Origin of the sequence: Ruminococcus sp. OA3, from assembly GCF_022440845.1 — a bacterium.
Taxonomy (GTDB): Bacteria; Bacillota; Clostridia; order Lachnospirales; family Lachnospiraceae; genus Ruminococcus_G.
The window spans coordinates 3,931,795-3,947,673 of the sequence record NZ_JAKNTO010000001.1; the positions used below are offsets into that span (position 1 = coordinate 3,931,795).

The following is a 15,879-nucleotide window of genomic DNA, read 5'->3' on the forward strand; positions in this document are numbered from 1 at the left end:
GTTGCCCCCTTCTAATTCGCTTTCGCTTCCCCTTCATGGGAAGTCGCATATTTCATGATCAATTCCTGTGAGAATTCCGAACGGTCCAGGATTCCGCTCACGTGCCCTTCGTGCATCACCACCATGCGGTCCGCCACTCCCATGACTTCCGGCATCTCCGATGATACCACGATGATCGCTTTCCCCTGGCCTGCCAGTTCCGACAGCAGGGCATGGATCTCGGACTTCGCCCCGACATCGATCCCTCGTGTCGGCTCATCCACGATCAGCACATCCGGGTTCGTCAGCAGCCATCTGCCGACCAGCACTTTCTGCTGGTTCCCTCCGGACAGGTTCTGGATAGGGGTTTCCATCGTCGGGGTTTTCACCCGGATCTTATCTATGTACGTCTGCGCGTCCTCGCACATCTTCTTCGCATTCAGCGGCATCCCGTACGCCTTCAGGTTCAGGTTTGCCATGACCATGTTCTCACGCACGCTCAACAGCCCCACGATCCCATTCCCGCGCCGGTCCTCCGTCAGCAGGCTGATATGGTTCTCAATCGCATCCTTCGGGCTTTTGATGTCCAGCTCTTTCCCGTCTTTTACGATCTTTCCCGACGTCTTGTGCCGCATCCCGAAGATCGTCTCCATCGTCTCCGTCCGGCCTGCTCCCACAAGCCCTGCGAATCCCAGGATCTCTCCCTTCCTCAGCTCAAACGATACGTGCTGTACCAGCCGGCCTGCGCACAGGTCCTCCACCTTCAGCACCACATCCCCGATCGGGCACTCCGTCTTCGGGAACATATCCGTGATCTCGCGCCCTACCATCAGCTGGATCAGCTTGTCCTGCGTCAGGTTCTCCGCCCGGTCCGTCGCGATGTACTCCCCGTCACGGTACACCGTGATGTCATCACTGATCCGGAAGATCTCGTCCATCTTATGCGAAATATAAACTATGGCCACGCCTTTTTCTTTCAAGTCTGCAATTATCTGAAACAGGTCCTCAACCTCTGACTCCGTCAGCGCCGAGGTCGGCTCATCCATGATTACGATCGACGAATCATAGGATACCGCCTTTACAATTTCAACCATCTGCATTTTTGCGACGGTCAGGTCTTTCATCTTATCATGCGGGTCTATGTCAAGGCCCATGCGCGAAAACAGTTCCACGCAGTCGTCATACATCTTCCTGTGGTCGGTCAGGATCCCTTTTTTCGGTTCCCTGCCAAGCCATACGTTGTCACACACGGAGCGCTCATACACCGGGGAGAGTTCCTGGTGGATCATCGAGATCCCGGCGTCCAGTGCTTCCTGTGTGGATTTATAGCTGACTTCTTTTCCTTTATAGATAATCTTTCCTGATGTTACCGGCTGGATGCCGATCAGGCATTTCATCAATGTGGATTTTCCGGCACCATTCTCGCCCATCAGCGTATGAACGGTTCCCGGGCGTACTTTTAACTGAACGCCCTTCAATGCGCGAACTCCAGGGAATTCTTTTACGATATCATGCATCTCCAGAACATATTCTTCACTCAAACCCATTCACCTCAGTCCTAATTTTATATTGACAGATGCCGGTCAAGGACCGGCATCTGTGACCAATGTTTATAGTTGTCTGTTAATTACAATCAGTCATAATCCGCTACGTTTGTTTTGTCTACGCGCTCAAACGGAACCCAGATGATGAATTCATTCTCAGCATCTACACTGTACTCGCTGCCTTCGTTGGCAGCCTTTCCTTCCAGCAGGTTTTTCGCTGCCAGTACAGCAGTTTTTCCCTGACCGATCGCATTCTGGAATGCACTCATAGCCATCTGGCCTTCTGCAATGGATTTACGTCCATCCGTAGATGCATCAATCCCTACGATCGGAACGCTTGCCGGGTCCTGTCCTACGTCGATCATTGCCTCAACCGCACCCAATGCCATCGCATCATTGTTAGCGATAATACAGTCAAACTCTGTTGTATCCAGAATAGGGGTGATCATATCCTGTGCCTCAGCACGGTTGTAGTCCGCAACAAGCGGGGCCGTTGCTTCTGTTGCATTTATGCCTCTTTCTTTCAGTCCATTTAATGCAGAATCTGTTCTGAGCGTTGTAGCGGTCAGACCATAATTTCCGCTCAGCAGAATATATTTAATGTCTGTCTGTCCTTTTTCCTCAAAGTACTCTGTCAGATATTCAGCCTGAAGATCGCCTGCCTGATTCTCATCAGATCCAACGTATACAGCACTTTCATTCAAGAGGCTCAAATCCGTAGGATATCTGTTTACAAATACGACTTTCATATCTCCGGCAGCATCGATACATTCCTGACCTGTTTCCGGGTCTACCATATTGACAATAACTGCTTTCTGACCATCATTTTTAGCTGTCTCGATAAACTGCAGCATTTTACTCGTATCTTTCTGCGCATCCTGCGTAACCAGATCAATTCCTATTTCTTCTGCTGCTGCGAGTGCTCCGGACTCCATCTCACTCAGCCACTCATCACGGTCTGATAATATCATGGTCACTCTCAGATCTTCTGAGGATGCTTCCCCCTCGGATGAGTCTCCTGCCTCTTCTGTTGTTGCCGTCGATGCAGAATCGTCAGTTTTTTCTGCATCTGTGCCGCCCTGTCCACAGGCTGTCAATGTACCAATGATCATACACCCTGCCATAATACCCGCTAATACTCTCTTCTTCATTTTTTGAATGCCTCCCTTTGCTAAACCTGTTTGATAGTTTCTGGAATCTTTTGATCCCGTTTTTATAAAATCCCCCGTCCTCTTGGATCAGAGGTGATTTCCTATTGCTACTAGCACTTAATTCATTACCCCGTTTTCAATAAATCAGTACATTCTCCCAAGATAAATGTTTTTGTAATTTATTATACAAACGCCTCAATTAATGTGCACTTTGCATAAATTTTTCTTATCGTTTTTGTTTTTTATGTACATTTCGTTGCTTTCTAGTTTGAGTATAGCACAAAATTCTCACTTTCTATGAGCACAATATGAGACGATACAAGCACAAAACGCAACAGCTTTTCAGTTTTATTATCCTGTAAACGTGCACGCAAATTTATAATAATCCTATTATTTTCATTCAATACGTCAAAGCAAGAAACGCCGCAAAACATTTCGTTTTGCGGCGTTTCTGTTTCACTCATTTTCACTCCCGGATACTTTTAAAATACTTTGGTGAGTAACCCATCACCTTCTTAAACATCCTGGAGTAGTAGTTGGAATCAAAGATCCCAACTCTGGCGGCGGCATCAGCAATCGTGGATTTGTCCAGTTCCAGATACTCTAAAGACTTTACAATGCGCATCCTGTTCAGATAATCCACAGGTGTCAGTCCCGTCACATCCTTAAAAATAGACCGAAAATAACTGGGACTCATAAAACTCTGTTCGGCCAGACTGGAAAAATCAATTTTTTCATCCAGATGTTCTTCTATATAAACCAGGGCATCAAAAATCATATCTTTTTTCTGATTGGAATGATGATTGATTTTTTCCGCTCTCTTGATCTGTACACGGCTCAGCATCACAAGGATCAGCTGCAGGTAAGCCGATTTTGCATATTCCAGATTGATTTCCTTATTTTCCTGTTCCCTTACCATCTCCCGCAGTAATGACTCTACATAGCTGAGTTCTGTACTGTTCAGATGAATGATTCCCTGGGCATTCAGATTTGCCTGACGCACATTACTCTCTGTCCCGGTATCCTCAAGACTGACATACTGTAGCAGTTCCTCCCACTGCCTTTTAATGTCCTCGCTCTTCTCTCCCATCCGGGTACTCTGCAGCATTTGATTATTTTCATAGCTTAACTGTTCCGGGTAAAAGAGACAGTTGACGATGCTCACCTGCGCCTGAATCTCATACCCATGCGGCTGGTTAGGCTCGATCATAAAGATGTCCCCAGGAATCAGCGGCACCTGTACGCCGCGGTAATTGTGAATGCAGGACCCTTTGGTAATCAAGGTAAACTCATAAAACCGGTGGCAGTGCATTTCCACGGATTTTTGATCGTTCCACATCTCGACCGAAATCGGAGTAGAATCATATACTTTAAATTTCTTATAGGGATACTGGCTTTTTTCCGGAATCTGTGCTTTTTGCGTCATTGGCGCCGCCTCCTGTTATATAAATAATACCAATTAAAGAAAATTTCCTATATAAGATTATCCCAAAAAACTCTGTATACTGCAAGGTTATCACGGAATTCTTATATTTCACTAGCACAATATGACACGATGCAAGCACAATACGCAAATGCACTGTGACTTTATTTTTCTCCCCGGCACTCTGCCATTACCTCGCCCAGCCGCTTTACATAGTACTGGTAATACTCCCACGGCGTATCCGGAGCGGCCTGGTGATCAATCCCACAGAGATATCCGCCCTGGCGGATGACAGGTTCCAGACGTCTGAATTCACGGTCGATCGCTTCCGGTCCCTTCAACAGTTCCAGTTTATTAAATCCGCCGATAAATTTCAGCGTTGGATACTGCTCCCTCACCTTTACAATGTCCACACCTGCATTGACATCAATCGGTAAAAATCCATCCACACCAGACTCCATAAAGTTTGGAATCAATTTTGTAAAGTCACCGTCTGTATCCACGATCACGTGTCCGACTCCCCGCTCCTTCAGGAAAGGTATGATTTCCTCATAACATGGTCGCAGAAATTCATCGAACGTATCCGGAGAAATCATCGGCCCCGTTTTTCCGCTCAGGTCCTCCTCAAAGAACAGTACGCCCGGTTTTACGATCTTCAGAATTTTATCCATCTGTTCTTTATACATATCCAGCTGGAAACGGTGAATATCCCTTATCATCTCCGGATAGTCATACCATGCATACAGCATCGGTTCATTGTCCATCAGATCCCGCAGAATCCAGAAAAATCCCATCAGACGAAACCGGATCGGATACGCCCCGCTCTCACTGATTTCTCTGTATGTTCCATACATCTTTTCCATGTTTTCATCCGTGCAGTATGTCCGGTATGCTTCCAGCGTATGTGCTTTATGTTTTTCCCATGACTCTTCATCCCAGACGATCGGCTTTACCGGTATGGCGTCCAGTGACGTCTTCACAGTTTTATGTTTATAATACCTTCTCTGCCACCCGTCAACGTCTCTCCTCACAAAGGTCTCTTCGTCTTCTTCCAGCACCTCTTCCTCATAACTCAGAAACGGAATGCGAAATGCCATGCGCACCAGCGGATCATAACCGATTTTTTTCTCCAGTTCAAACACCTCATCTGCAAGTACTGTCATATAATAATGTTCCCACGGTTCTGTCACGCGGTCTTTGGGGAGAAAGCCCAGTTCCGTTGGCACAGGAGGCGTCTTCATCTTTTTTGTAAAGTCCGACTTCAGGCCGGATGCCTCCCAATTAGCCACCGTCAGATCCCACGGTTCCATCGTTTCTTCTTTTGCCCCCCTGTCCAGTCCTTCATTTGAAAAGCACAGGGTTTTGTACTCTCTTTCTTTTGCTGTCATTTTCTTCCCTCCATTTTTTTCGCTTTATTCTTTCGATCCTTTGCTCTTGACATCCAGCAGCACAGCACCGATGATGATCGCACCTTTCACTACCTGTTTCCAGTTCGGATCCACGCCGAATATCGTCAACGCGTTTTCAATAACTGCAATCAGCAGGGCGCCGATCACGACACCATACCATTTGCCAGCTCCGCCTGACATAGACACGCCGCCGATCACCACCGCAGTTACCGCATCCATCTCATAAGTCACGCCCATTGTAGGAGACCCCTGGTTCGTCCTGGACGCCATCAAAAGCCCTGCAAGTCCGGAACAAAGTCCCGAAATCATATATACCAGTAATAAGTGCGCCTTTACATCGATACCGGAGACCTTTGCCGCAACGCTGTTGCCGCCGATCATATAGACGTGACGTCCAAATACTGTTTTATTCAGTATAAAAGCAAAAACCAAAGCGGTCCCAATGAAATAAAATGACAGATATGGGATGCCTGCCAGTGAACCGGAAGACATGTTCGTAAATGTCTCAGACAGATTGATAATCGGTATCCCGCCGCTGAAAACAAGTGCCAGTCCGCGTGCGATGCTCATCGTTCCCAGCGTGATGATAAACGGAGGCAGTCCGCCGTATGCCACACCGACGCCATTGATCAGACCAAAGACCGCCCCTGCCAACAGTGCAATCAGCACAGGAACAATCAGCAGGTACTCTCCCGGATGTGCAAACAGTGCGGCACAGACTCCGGAAAAACCTACGATCGACCCCATCGACAGGTCAATCCCCCCGGTAATCACTACGATCATCATGCCAAACGCCAGAATGCCGTTCACAGACGCCTGTTTGATGACATTCAGCAGGTTCATGGGCTTCCTGAAAGTCGGTGTTACGATCGCCAGGACAATCACCACGGCGAGAAAAATGATAATCAGCCCATAATCTCTTAAGATATTACTTTTCTGTATTTTTTTCATCACTGCCATCCTCCCCAAATTTTGCAGCATATGTCATGATCAGCTCCTGCGTAAAGTCTTTTCTCATAACTTCACCTGTTATCTTTCCTGCCGCCATCACGATGACCCTGTCACAAAGCCCCATAATCTCGGGGATCTCAGATGAAATCACAACAACCGCTTTTCCCTGCCTGACAAGCTCCCCGATCAGGAGATAGATGTCACGCTTTGCCCCAACGTCGATACCTCTTGTAGGCTCATCCAGGATAATAACGTCCGGTTCTGTCAACAGCCATTTTGCCACAACTACTTTCTGCTGGTTTCCGCCGCTCAGATCTCCAGTCAGCGTCTCTCTGCCAGGAGTCTTGATCTTAAGCTGATCAATATATTGATCCGCCTGCTTTGCTTCCTCTCCTTTTAATATCAGTCCTCCTTTTGAGATGGTATCTGCCAGAGAGGCCAGCGTAATGTTTTCTTTTACAGATCCCATCAGATTCAAGCCGGTAAATTTTCTGTCTTCTGTAATCAATGCTATCTTATTCTTTATCGCATGGCGCGGATGCGTGATATGTAGTTCTTTTCCGTCTTTATAGATATTGCCGCTGTCTTTTTTACGAATTCCAAAGATGCTTTCTACCAGTTCGCTTCTGCCTGCCCCTACAAGTCCGGCAATTCCGAGTATTTCCCCCGCATGCAGCTGTAACCCTGCATTTTTCACTTTATTTTTATAATTCAGATTTTTCACTTCAAAGACAAGTTCACCTATCGGCACCTCGCTCTTGGGATAGACATCATTGATTTCCCTTCCCACCATCATGCGTATGAGCTTTTCCTGGTTCAGGTTGGATGCCTCATCATCCCCGACATATTCCCCGTCCCGCAGCACGGTGATGTGGTCACAGATCTGAAAGATCTCATCCATCTTATGTGAGATATAAATAATGGCCACATCATTTTTCTTCAGCCTGGCGATCTGTTCAAACAGCGTGGCGATTTCCCTGTCAGTAATCGCTGATGTTGGTTCATCCATGATCACCAGTCTGGCATTGATCGAAATCGCTTTTACAATCTCAATCAGCTGGCACTGAGCGACACTTAATTCCCGCATCATCCGGGTCGCAGAGATCGGAATCCCAAGAGCATCCAAAAGTTTCTGCGTTTCTCTTTGTTCTTTCTTCTTATCAACCAACCCCGGGACGCTTTTCAGTTCCCGCCCCATATAAACATTTTCAAAAACCTGCATGTCAAGCACCGGATTAAGTTCCTGGTGAATCATGGAAATCCCGTGCTCCATCGCACTTTTGGGTCCCCTGATATTTTCCTGCTTTCCGTCAATCAGCACGGTTCCCGCATCGGCAGTGTAAATTCCCATCAGAATTTTCATCAGCGTCGATTTGCCCGCTCCATTTTCCCCCATCAGGGCGTGGACCTCCCCCGGTTTTACCCGGAGGCTGACGCCCTTTAAAACTTTAATGCCCGGAAAACTTTTTTCGACATCTGTCATCTCCAATACATACTCTGACATACTGACACCTTCTCACCTTCCCTGTCGCATTGTTTTCGTACAATTACTTACATATAGTCAGCAACATTATCTTTTGTTACAAATGCATTCTCTGTAAAATACTTATCCTCCACGCTCTTTCCGTCCAGTACATCCGTGATAACTTTCACAGCCATGTCCCCCATCTGACAGGCACTCTGGCTCACCGTTCCATACATGGTCCCCGCTTCCACTTCTTTGAGAGCCGCTGTCTGTGCATCACGTCCGGAAATGTTAATCGTGATACCTGCATCCTTACATGCCTGAAGCGCACCGAGTGCCATCTGATCACTCTGTCCAAGGATGGCGTCAAGATCATCATACTTCTGCAGCCACGTCTCTGTGATATCCATCGCCTCGTCGATCATCCAGTTGCCGCTCTGCTCCTCCACCACTTCAATATCCGGATAGTCTTTCAGTACGGACTCATATCCTGCCGTCAGCTGAATCTGACCTGTGGATCCCATGACACCGTCAATGATCGCAATCTTGCCTTTGCCGCCCAGTGCTTCACAGACTTCTTTCATCTGCAGCGCAGCCGCACCTTCATGGTCAGCGCCAATGTGTGCACTTACAAGACTTGGGTCCGCACAATCCTGCATGACTGTAACCATTGCAATCCCTGCCTCTTTCGCTGATTTCATAACAGACAGACAGCCGTCACTGCTGATCGGTTCAATCATCAGCCCATCGTATCCTTCTGTGATGCATGTTTCAATCTGCCCCACCTGTGTCGCCTGCTCATCATTTCCGATAAAAACTTCTACTGTGATTCCCATCTCATTTGCAGTCTCTATCGCCTGGTCCCTGATCGATGTGGTGGTCTCATTCGGAACGCTTGCCAGAAAAAGTGCATATCTTCTGGATTCTTTGCCGTTCTCTTCTGATACACTGCCAGTGCCCGCCGGCTCCTTTGTTTCTTTTTCGGTATTCCCCTGACATCCAGCCATGGAAAACACCATTACTACACTCAGTATCATCGCTGCCAGTTTTTTCATTGTTACATTCCTCCTTTTTGTTGGTCATTCTTTTTGTTATGTCCGTTTCCATATGGTAATTAAAGTTTACCGTATTCCAGATGTCTGTTCCTAGCACATTTCAAGACTATACAAGCACAATAAGAGAATTTTCTAATATGATGTGATAAATTTGATTTTCTACAGAGTATTTGGCACATGGGCTCATCCATGGCAGAACATCACAGGATATGTTTGTCAATAGTACGAAAACAAAATGGAATCGCAAAAAAAGTCATTAAGATAAGGCTCCTGACAGCACAGCTGAGGAATTTTATCTTAATGACTTTGTTGTTTACTCAAAGTGATATGGAGGAAATCGCCTGATTTCTTTTCAGAATCACCACAGCCTCCTCCAGGCTTAAGGGCAGTGATGTGGTGATCAGAAGCTCCACTGTCAACAGACCGCCCTCCATTTTTTCCACCTTTCCCACCGATACCTTCATATGATTCTGCTTCAGTTCTTCTACAAGCTGCGACCGGTGCGCCGCAGACTCTTCCATGATAACTTTTACCGTATAGGTGGAGGTATCTCCCCCGATATGTACCCGGTGAAAAATCACCTGTATCACAATGACCAGAACAGTGGTGAAAATCCCCGTGTAATACATGCCGGAGCCGATGGCAAGACCGATGGCTGTGGTCACCCAGAATCCGGCAGCAGTGGTCAGTCCTTTGATCGTATCACCTTTTTTTAAAAGTACTCCTGCTCCGAGAAAACTGATTCCGCTTACAACCTGCGCCGCGATCCGGGCAGGGTCCGCACCTCTTGTTCCCTCCAGAAAATTCCCGGCGGCGTCTCCCATGTCGCCAAAGCAGTATTTAGATATGATCATCATAACCGAAGCCGTGCAGGCAATGATGCAGTGCGTACGGATACCCGCCTGTTTCAGACGGGAAGTTCTCTCGATTCCGATGGCCAGTCCGCAGACACAGGCGGTCAGGATCCTCAGGGAATATATGACCTCCTGCTGCAAAGGCATAACCTTAAAAAGTTCGTGTACCAAAGACACTTTAAGCCTCCTTTATTCCAGTTCTAATACGTGTTCCTTTCCAAATGAAAGATAGATTTCTTCTCCGTCTGCAAACAGCTTGGATGCATCAAACAGAATATCCACATCCAGCTGAAAACCGCCACACTCAACAATATATCTGATAATATTTCCATGTGACAGGCTTCCCGCTATGCTTCCTTTCATGGTAACTGTATCCATATGCTCCCGAGGTACTTTGCTGATCTCAATGATCTCAGGGCGGATGGCGATATCCTTACAGGCGATTTTTATGCCGCTGCAATTCTCAAAAAGCTTTGCATCGATGATATTATAGTGTCCGATAAAGGTTGCCGCAAACCTCGTCCGTGGTTTCGTATACAGTTCCACCGGCACTCCGGACTGTTCAATGGTGCCCACATTGAAGAGATGGATATGATCAGACATCACAATCGCCTCATCCTGATCATGTGTGACGAATAAGGTTGTAATGTTCAACTCTTTCTGTATACGGCGGATCTCCACCTGCAGATTTCTTCTGAGCAGCGCATCAATCGCAGACAGTGGTTCATCCAGAAGCAGAACTTTCGGTTCCGTCACCAGGGCTCGTGCCAGTGCAACGCGCTGCTGCTGCCCGCCGGACAATTCTCCCGGATACTGATGAAGCTTTTCTTTCAAACCGACGATCTCCAGCATTTCCTGTACCCGCTGATAGATTTCCCGCTTCGGCCGTTTCTGGATCTTCAGGCCAAACGCCACATTCTGCTCCACCGTAAGATTCGGAAAAAGACTGTATTGCTGAAACACCATGCCGATGCCCCGTTTCTTTGGCTCCAGCTCCGTGATGTCATTTCCCTCCAGATAGATTTTCCCGTCCGTCACAGACTCCAGACCGGAAAGGCAGCGGAGCAGTGTTGATTTTCCGCACCCGGACGGTCCGAGAAAAGTCACCAGTTCCCCCTGCGCAATATCCAGCGTTATGTCACGCAAAACGTGATTCTCTCCAAAATATTTATTGACATGGTCAAACCTGATATACGACATACCTTATTCCCCCCGCTCCGTTTTTGAACTTTTTCTGGTTCTGTTTTGCAGACTGTATGAGATGACAGCGATCAGCAGCGTAATGCCGAACATCATAACTACGATAACACTGGTCATAGGTCCCGCTTCTCTTTTCTGGGCATTATACAGCACCGCCTGCGCTGTTTCATACCTGCTGCCTGCAATAATTTTAATAACGGCATAGTCCGTAAAAATAGCACCCAGAGCCATCAGCGCAGATACAAGAATACCAGAGAGCATATTGGGTACAATGATCCGAAAAAACGTGTAAAGTCCGTTTGCCCCCAGAAGCTCCGCCGCTTCCAGCAGCTGCCGCACATTGATGGCGTAAAGATTATTGCGAATACCCCTGTACACAAAAGGCAGAATCACCACACAGTAGACACACACCAGCATGACCATTCTGTTGCCGAATATCGTCACATTTCCCGCATAGAGGGCCAGTACAGAGATAGCAAGGACTACCCCCCGCAGCGTATAGGGAATCATGGATATGCTCTGCATGACAGTATCGACCTTTGGAAAATACAAGATCGCAACATACATGCCCATGATCACACAGATTCCCGAGATAAAGATCGGAAATACACTGATGACCAGGCTTCGTCCGATCGCCGCCCAGAAATCCGGCCTTGCAGTGAAAAGCTCTTTCCAGTATGCAAAATTGGGGAATCCGCTGGGCAAAAGGGTCAGCCAGCTTTCCGAGAGAGAATAAACCAGCGTCACGATCACCGGAAGTAAAAGAACAATTGCCAGTACGATCAATATTGTATGATACAAGATCCTGTTTTTTTTCATTGTCCAATCCCTCCTTTTACGTATTTTTTCTTGATGAGATTCGTAATCCCCATCACAGCCAGTATGATAACGATCATGGTGATCGAAAGCGCCGACCCCAGTTCTGTCTGCTGCTTGGAATCGCCCGAAAACATACCTGCAATCTTAATTGGAAGCATGGTTGCATTGGAACCCATGATCATATACACTGTCGTATAAGTTGTAATGGAATCCGCGAACACCATGCTGGTGGTTCCCAGCAGAGTGGGCGCCAGGTTGGGTATGCCAACCTTTATCCAGAACTGAAAGCCCGTGGCACCCATCAGAGTGGCTGATTCCTTCCACTCTTTGCGAATCGCCTCAAATCCAGGAATCAAAAGCAGCGTTCCCAGGGGAATTGCAAACCATACAAACATCGGTACCATCCCCTCACTGCTGTAAAGATTAAAACCGGTGAGCACCTGGAACTTTGAATTTTCCGCCATAAGCCGAATAAAACCATTGTGTCCCAGCATCAGCATAAACGCAAACGCCAGCGGGAACCCTGCAAAATTCTGCGTCATATTCAAAACAGGCATAAACCTCTTTCTGGCCGGGATTCCCAGCGCAGACACAGCAAGTGCTGCAAAAAATGACAGGAGCATGCCCGCTGCAGTACCGATCACTGCAACTTTTACGCTGTTCCAGGTAGCCATATAATACGCAGGTTTCGTAAAGACTGCCACGTAATTCTGCAGGGTCACGCTCCCGCTCTTCGGATCCAGAAAGCTTTGGATGACCATATTGCAGAAAGGAAGCGCCAAAAAGAAGAACACCAGAATAAAAAACGGAGCAGCCGGGAGTAAATGAATCATTTTTTTCAGTTTCTGTTTCATCATATTCACCACCTGATTTCTTTTGACGGATCCACCATGCCCCCGGAGAACTCCATTCCCATTAATCTGCATACCAGCGGAGCTACATTTAATTGAGAAACCGTATGGTCCCCATAGTTCCCCGGCTGTATCTGATCTGAAATAATAAACAAGGGAACCTCTCTTTGAAGCCGTGTATCCCCAAAATGATACCCCAGCTCATCCATGCCGTGATCCGCAGTAACGACCACATCATACCCATCCTGGCGCCACTGGTCAAGATAACAGTCGATGATGTTGATTGACATTTCAGCCGCATGCTCATACGCTCTGCTTCCCTGTCCGTGTTTATGCCCCTGATCGTCTACATTCATGGGGTGGATCAGCAGAAAATCCGGGTGAAATGCTTTTCTCAGATAGTCACCGTCAGCATAAAGATGGCTGTCAGGGTAATCATCAACACAGTAAAAAATCCCGTTTTCAATAAGCCCTGCAGCATTTCCCAGTTGATAACGGTCCGTCAGCGAACAATACGCCGTAATCCCATTGTACAATTCTGCAATCCACATGTAAGCAGCTGCGGCTGTCGTTTTCCCGTTTTTCTTCGCTATTGAAAAAAGGTTTTCACATTTACTTGGGCGGACCATTTCATTTGAACAGATCCCGTGTTCCCGGACGGTAAGCCCCGTCAGCACAGTCTCGTACATGGGTCTTGACTGTGCCGGAAGCTCTCCTTTCACCCGATAGAGAGCCCCTTTATTCTGTTCCACCAGATGGCCGAGATACCCGCATCTCGCCCACGCCGTCTCATACCCCAGCGCATCAATCATGATCAATATTACTTTTGCATCAGCCATACAAATCTCCTCCCTGGTTCAAAGCAAAACTGCATTCAGCACACAGCCGGAGAACATGACGTCATCCGGCTGTATCATTCGTTATTTCCCGCCAGAGTCATCCAAGCAGCGGAATAACCTCCTCTTCCCAGAGGCGTGCGATCTCATCACAGGCTTCCTGCAGGGCATCTGCACTTTCCGGGGATGTCGTATTTTCATACCATTCGTCTCCAAGTACAGGCGCATCTGCCGGAATCTCGATATCTGACCGTATGGGACGCGCGCCGCCGTATGCCCTCTCGATCTGTCCCTCTTCGCTGAGCATATATTCCACAGTCTGAGCAGCCGCATGGGGATGCGGTGCCCATTTATTAATGATGAGTGCATATCCCGTCGTAATGGCGCCGTCCTGTGGAATTACAGTCGTAATATGGAGTCCCTCAAGTTCCTGGGCATTGTACTCATCCGCCCACGCAGTGCCGTTGAAATCAAACCTTCCTCCAAAACACTCCACCTCACCGGAAACCATTTCTGACACCTGTCCCTCTGAGGGATGGATCCGCCCCTGTTCGGCCAGCTTTTTAAAATAATCAATCCCTGGCTGCACATCGTCGAATCCGCCTCCCATGGCGATGGCGCATGCAAGGATATTTGCCTGAGAAGACGCCCCTCCTACTACATTCCCCATATTTACCACAATATCGCTTTCCATAAGCTCCTGCCAGGTTGTCGGAAGGTCTTCCCCTTCGATAGCCGCATCGTTAAAAATAAAACATGTGGTTCCCGTATAACTTACGGTCCAGTTACCGTCCGGATCCTTTGCCCAGTCAGGAATGGAATCCCAGCAGGAAACCTTATAGGGCTGAAGACACTCTTCGGCCATTGCCGTGGAGGTAAATGCATAGCCCACATCTCCTACATCTTTCGTAGGATCATCTTTTTCTGCCACAAAAGTTGCGATCTCTTCGCCTGAACTCAGATCCACATCGTCATGTTCCAGTCCATACTTTTCAAGGACAGAAGCCCAGCTCAGATCCCAGTGCGCCCACTCATCCGGCATTCCCACCGAAGAGACTCTGCCCTCTTTTTTTGCTCCCTCTTCAATTTCATCCAAAGTTAACGTACGAAGGTCCAGTGCTTTCTCCTGATCCTCTCCTTTCACTTCTCCTTCCCCCGCATCACCTTTTCCACACCCGGCAAAGACCGCTGTAGCCATAACGGTCACCAGGACTAACGCCGCCGCTTTTCTAAACTTCATACTTTTCATCCTTTCTCATTCACCCTTCGCTCGATTGGTTACATTTCTCTCTCTGTACAGATACGTTCCCGTGTTAAGCTGTCCCTATATAGGTATTTCCACTGGCTTCCTGCCGCGGTAGATGGTGTAAGACCGAAACCCGGTCCGCCGCAACATTTCCGCCGCATTTTCAAATCCGACACCCGTCCTGAATGCCGTATGAGCGTCACTTCCAATAGTAAGCAGTCTGCCGCCCAGTTCTCTGTAACGTGTCAGCACCCAGTCTTCCGGTCCAACCCTTCCCTGCCAGTCATAGATTCCTCTGGTGTTTACTTCCAGCGCAATACCCTGGAGGATCAGTCCTGACAGTATGGGTTCAACCAGCTCGCGATAGTTCTCAATGGTAGGAGCTGAGACTTTCCCTTTCAGTACGCGCAGCGGATAATCCAGGTGTGCCAGGGAATCAAACCCTCCCAGCCGGACCAGTTTTTCCACTGAGATAAAGTAATCCCGGAACATCCTCTTTACTTCCCCGGCATCCCGGTAGGGGAGCTTATAAATATCACCCCCGTCAGGCAGAAAATGAATAGCACCTATAATGAAATCAAATTTCCTTAATTTCAGAAACTTCCTCGTCTCCTCCGGGCAGTCAATGGCATTACCAATTTCAATACCGTACAGTACCTCCAGCTGCTGATACTCCTCACGGACTTTTTCGAATGCTTTTATCCTCTGTTTCTCCACCTCAAGATAGTAAGCAATTCCATCCCTGCCCTGTATCATATCGCAGTGGTCAGTTATCGCTATGACACCTATATTTCGTTTCACGGCCCAACGACAGATCTCCGCAAGCGACTCACTGCTGTCAAATGAATACCGGCTGTGAATATGCAGATCACAAGTCAAACGCACCTCCTATCACCTCACTTACTCAAAACTTAGTCATTAACCCCCTCATAACATTGTCATTTATATTTATGTTTTACCATTTCCTCATTATTTTGTCAATATATCCCAACAAATATAGTCGTTTTATTGTCATTTTAGTTGGATTTTTATATTTTTCCCTCATTTTTTGTCTGCTTTATCTATTTTCTTTCTTTAAATCCATTGCTTTTTGACC

The 15,879-nt window shown here is 47.5% G+C and carries 15 protein-coding genes; all 15 read right to left on the reverse strand.

Annotation, left to right across the window (positions count from 1 at the left end):
- Positions 1-11: 11 nt before the first annotated feature.
- The 15 genes from MCG98_RS18130 to MCG98_RS18200 all read right to left on the reverse strand — a co-directional run bounded on the left by MCG98_RS18130 (position 12) and on the right by MCG98_RS18200 (position 15,662).
- Positions 12-1,526 (reverse strand): sugar ABC transporter ATP-binding protein, encoded by a 1,515-nt coding sequence (locus tag MCG98_RS18130; protein ID WP_240303253.1) that lies wholly within the window; start codon positions 1,524-1,526, stop codon positions 12-14.
- 86 nt (positions 1,527-1,612) lie between these two features.
- Positions 1,613-2,674, reverse strand: coding sequence for a substrate-binding domain-containing protein (locus tag MCG98_RS18135; RefSeq protein ID WP_240303254.1), 1,062 nt, complete (start codon positions 2,672-2,674; stop codon positions 1,613-1,615).
- A 263-nt stretch (positions 2,675-2,937) separates the two neighbouring features.
- Positions 2,938-3,138, reverse strand: a complete 201-nt coding sequence (locus tag MCG98_RS18140; protein WP_240303255.1) for a hypothetical protein — start codon at positions 3,136-3,138, stop codon at positions 2,938-2,940.
- Between the two features lie 2 nt (positions 3,139-3,140).
- Positions 3,141-4,100: an AraC family transcriptional regulator gene (locus MCG98_RS18145; protein WP_240303256.1), complete on the reverse strand. Its 960-nt coding sequence runs from the start codon at positions 4,098-4,100 to the stop codon at positions 3,141-3,143.
- A 161-nt stretch (positions 4,101-4,261) separates the two neighbouring features.
- Positions 4,262-5,485 (reverse strand): uroporphyrinogen decarboxylase family protein, encoded by a 1,224-nt coding sequence (locus tag MCG98_RS18150; RefSeq protein WP_240303257.1) that lies wholly within the window; start codon positions 5,483-5,485, stop codon positions 4,262-4,264.
- 24 nt (positions 5,486-5,509) lie between these two features.
- Entirely contained in the window at positions 5,510-6,457 is a 948-nt protein-coding gene (locus MCG98_RS18155; RefSeq protein ID WP_240303258.1) for an ABC transporter permease, read from the reverse strand.
- A complete protein-coding gene (locus MCG98_RS18160; RefSeq protein WP_240303259.1) occupies positions 6,435-7,961 on the reverse strand; it encodes a sugar ABC transporter ATP-binding protein in 1,527 nt (508 codons plus the stop codon). Before MCG98_RS18160 ends, MCG98_RS18155 begins: the two co-directional genes overlap by 23 nt.
- 47 nt (positions 7,962-8,008) lie before the next feature.
- The gene (locus tag MCG98_RS18165; RefSeq protein ID WP_240303260.1) at positions 8,009-8,977 is read right to left on the reverse strand and encodes a sugar ABC transporter substrate-binding protein; all 969 of its coding nucleotides are present in this window, start codon (positions 8,975-8,977) and stop codon (positions 8,009-8,011) included.
- Between the two features lie 317 nt (positions 8,978-9,294).
- Positions 9,295-10,008 (reverse strand): MgtC/SapB family protein, encoded by a 714-nt coding sequence (locus MCG98_RS18170; RefSeq protein ID WP_240303261.1) that lies wholly within the window; start codon positions 10,006-10,008, stop codon positions 9,295-9,297.
- A 12-nt stretch (positions 10,009-10,020) separates the two neighbouring features.
- Positions 10,021-11,031 (reverse strand): ABC transporter ATP-binding protein, encoded by a 1,011-nt coding sequence (locus MCG98_RS18175; protein WP_240303262.1) that lies wholly within the window; start codon positions 11,029-11,031, stop codon positions 10,021-10,023.
- Between the two features lie 3 nt (positions 11,032-11,034).
- Positions 11,035-11,850: an ABC transporter permease subunit gene (locus tag MCG98_RS18180; protein WP_240303263.1), complete on the reverse strand. Its 816-nt coding sequence runs from the start codon at positions 11,848-11,850 to the stop codon at positions 11,035-11,037.
- Complete coding sequence (locus MCG98_RS18185; RefSeq protein ID WP_240303264.1) at positions 11,847-12,707, reverse strand: ABC transporter permease subunit; 861 nt, start codon at positions 12,705-12,707, stop codon at positions 11,847-11,849. Before MCG98_RS18185 ends, MCG98_RS18180 begins: the two co-directional genes overlap by 4 nt.
- A gap of 2 nt (positions 12,708-12,709) precedes the next feature.
- On the reverse strand, positions 12,710-13,540 hold the full coding sequence (locus tag MCG98_RS18190; RefSeq protein WP_240303265.1) for an alkaline phosphatase family protein: 831 nt from the start codon (positions 13,538-13,540) through the stop codon (positions 12,710-12,712).
- A 97-nt stretch (positions 13,541-13,637) separates the two neighbouring features.
- Entirely contained in the window at positions 13,638-14,777 is a 1,140-nt protein-coding gene (locus MCG98_RS18195) for an extracellular solute-binding protein (RefSeq protein WP_240303266.1), read from the reverse strand.
- 84 nt (positions 14,778-14,861) lie between these two features.
- Positions 14,862-15,662, reverse strand: coding sequence for a histidinol-phosphatase HisJ family protein (locus tag MCG98_RS18200; protein WP_240303267.1), 801 nt, complete (start codon positions 15,660-15,662; stop codon positions 14,862-14,864).
- Positions 15,663-15,879: the final 217 nt, after the last annotated feature.

What these genes read in the sequence shown, in the direction of transcription:
- MCG98_RS18175 (WP_240303262.1), bottom strand. Translation starts at nt 11,031, where the DNA reads ATGTCGTATATCAGGTTTGACCATGTCAATAAATATTTTGGAGAGAAT.
- MCG98_RS18135 (WP_240303254.1), bottom strand. Translation starts at nt 2,674, where the DNA reads ATGAAGAAGAGAGTATTAGCGGGTATTATGGCAGGGTGTATGATCATT.
- MCG98_RS18180 (WP_240303263.1), bottom strand. Translation starts at nt 11,850, where the DNA reads ATGAAAAAAAACAGGATCTTGTATCATACAATATTGATCGTACTGGCA.
- MCG98_RS18165 (WP_240303260.1), bottom strand. Translation starts at nt 8,977, where the DNA reads ATGAAAAAACTGGCAGCGATGATACTGAGTGTAGTAATGGTGTTTTCC.
- MCG98_RS18160 (WP_240303259.1), bottom strand. Translation starts at nt 7,961, where the DNA reads ATGTCAGAGTATGTATTGGAGATGACAGATGTCGAAAAAAGTTTTCCG.
- MCG98_RS18130 (WP_240303253.1), bottom strand. Translation starts at nt 1,526, where the DNA reads ATGGGTTTGAGTGAAGAATATGTTCTGGAGATGCATGATATCGTAAAA.
- MCG98_RS18155 (WP_240303258.1), bottom strand. Translation starts at nt 6,457, where the DNA reads ATGAAAAAAATACAGAAAAGTAATATCTTAAGAGATTATGGGCTGATT.
- MCG98_RS18145 (WP_240303256.1), bottom strand. Translation starts at nt 4,100, where the DNA reads ATGACGCAAAAAGCACAGATTCCGGAAAAAAGCCAGTATCCCTATAAG.
- MCG98_RS18185 (WP_240303264.1), bottom strand. Translation starts at nt 12,707, where the DNA reads ATGATGAAACAGAAACTGAAAAAAATGATTCATTTACTCCCGGCTGCT.
- MCG98_RS18150 (WP_240303257.1), bottom strand. Translation starts at nt 5,485, where the DNA reads ATGACAGCAAAAGAAAGAGAGTACAAAACCCTGTGCTTTTCAAATGAA.
- MCG98_RS18140 (WP_240303255.1), bottom strand. Translation starts at nt 3,138, where the DNA reads ATGAGTGAAACAGAAACGCCGCAAAACGAAATGTTTTGCGGCGTTTCT.
- MCG98_RS18190 (WP_240303265.1), bottom strand. Translation starts at nt 13,540, where the DNA reads ATGGCTGATGCAAAAGTAATATTGATCATGATTGATGCGCTGGGGTAT.
- MCG98_RS18195 (WP_240303266.1), bottom strand. Translation starts at nt 14,777, where the DNA reads ATGAAGTTTAGAAAAGCGGCGGCGTTAGTCCTGGTGACCGTTATGGCT.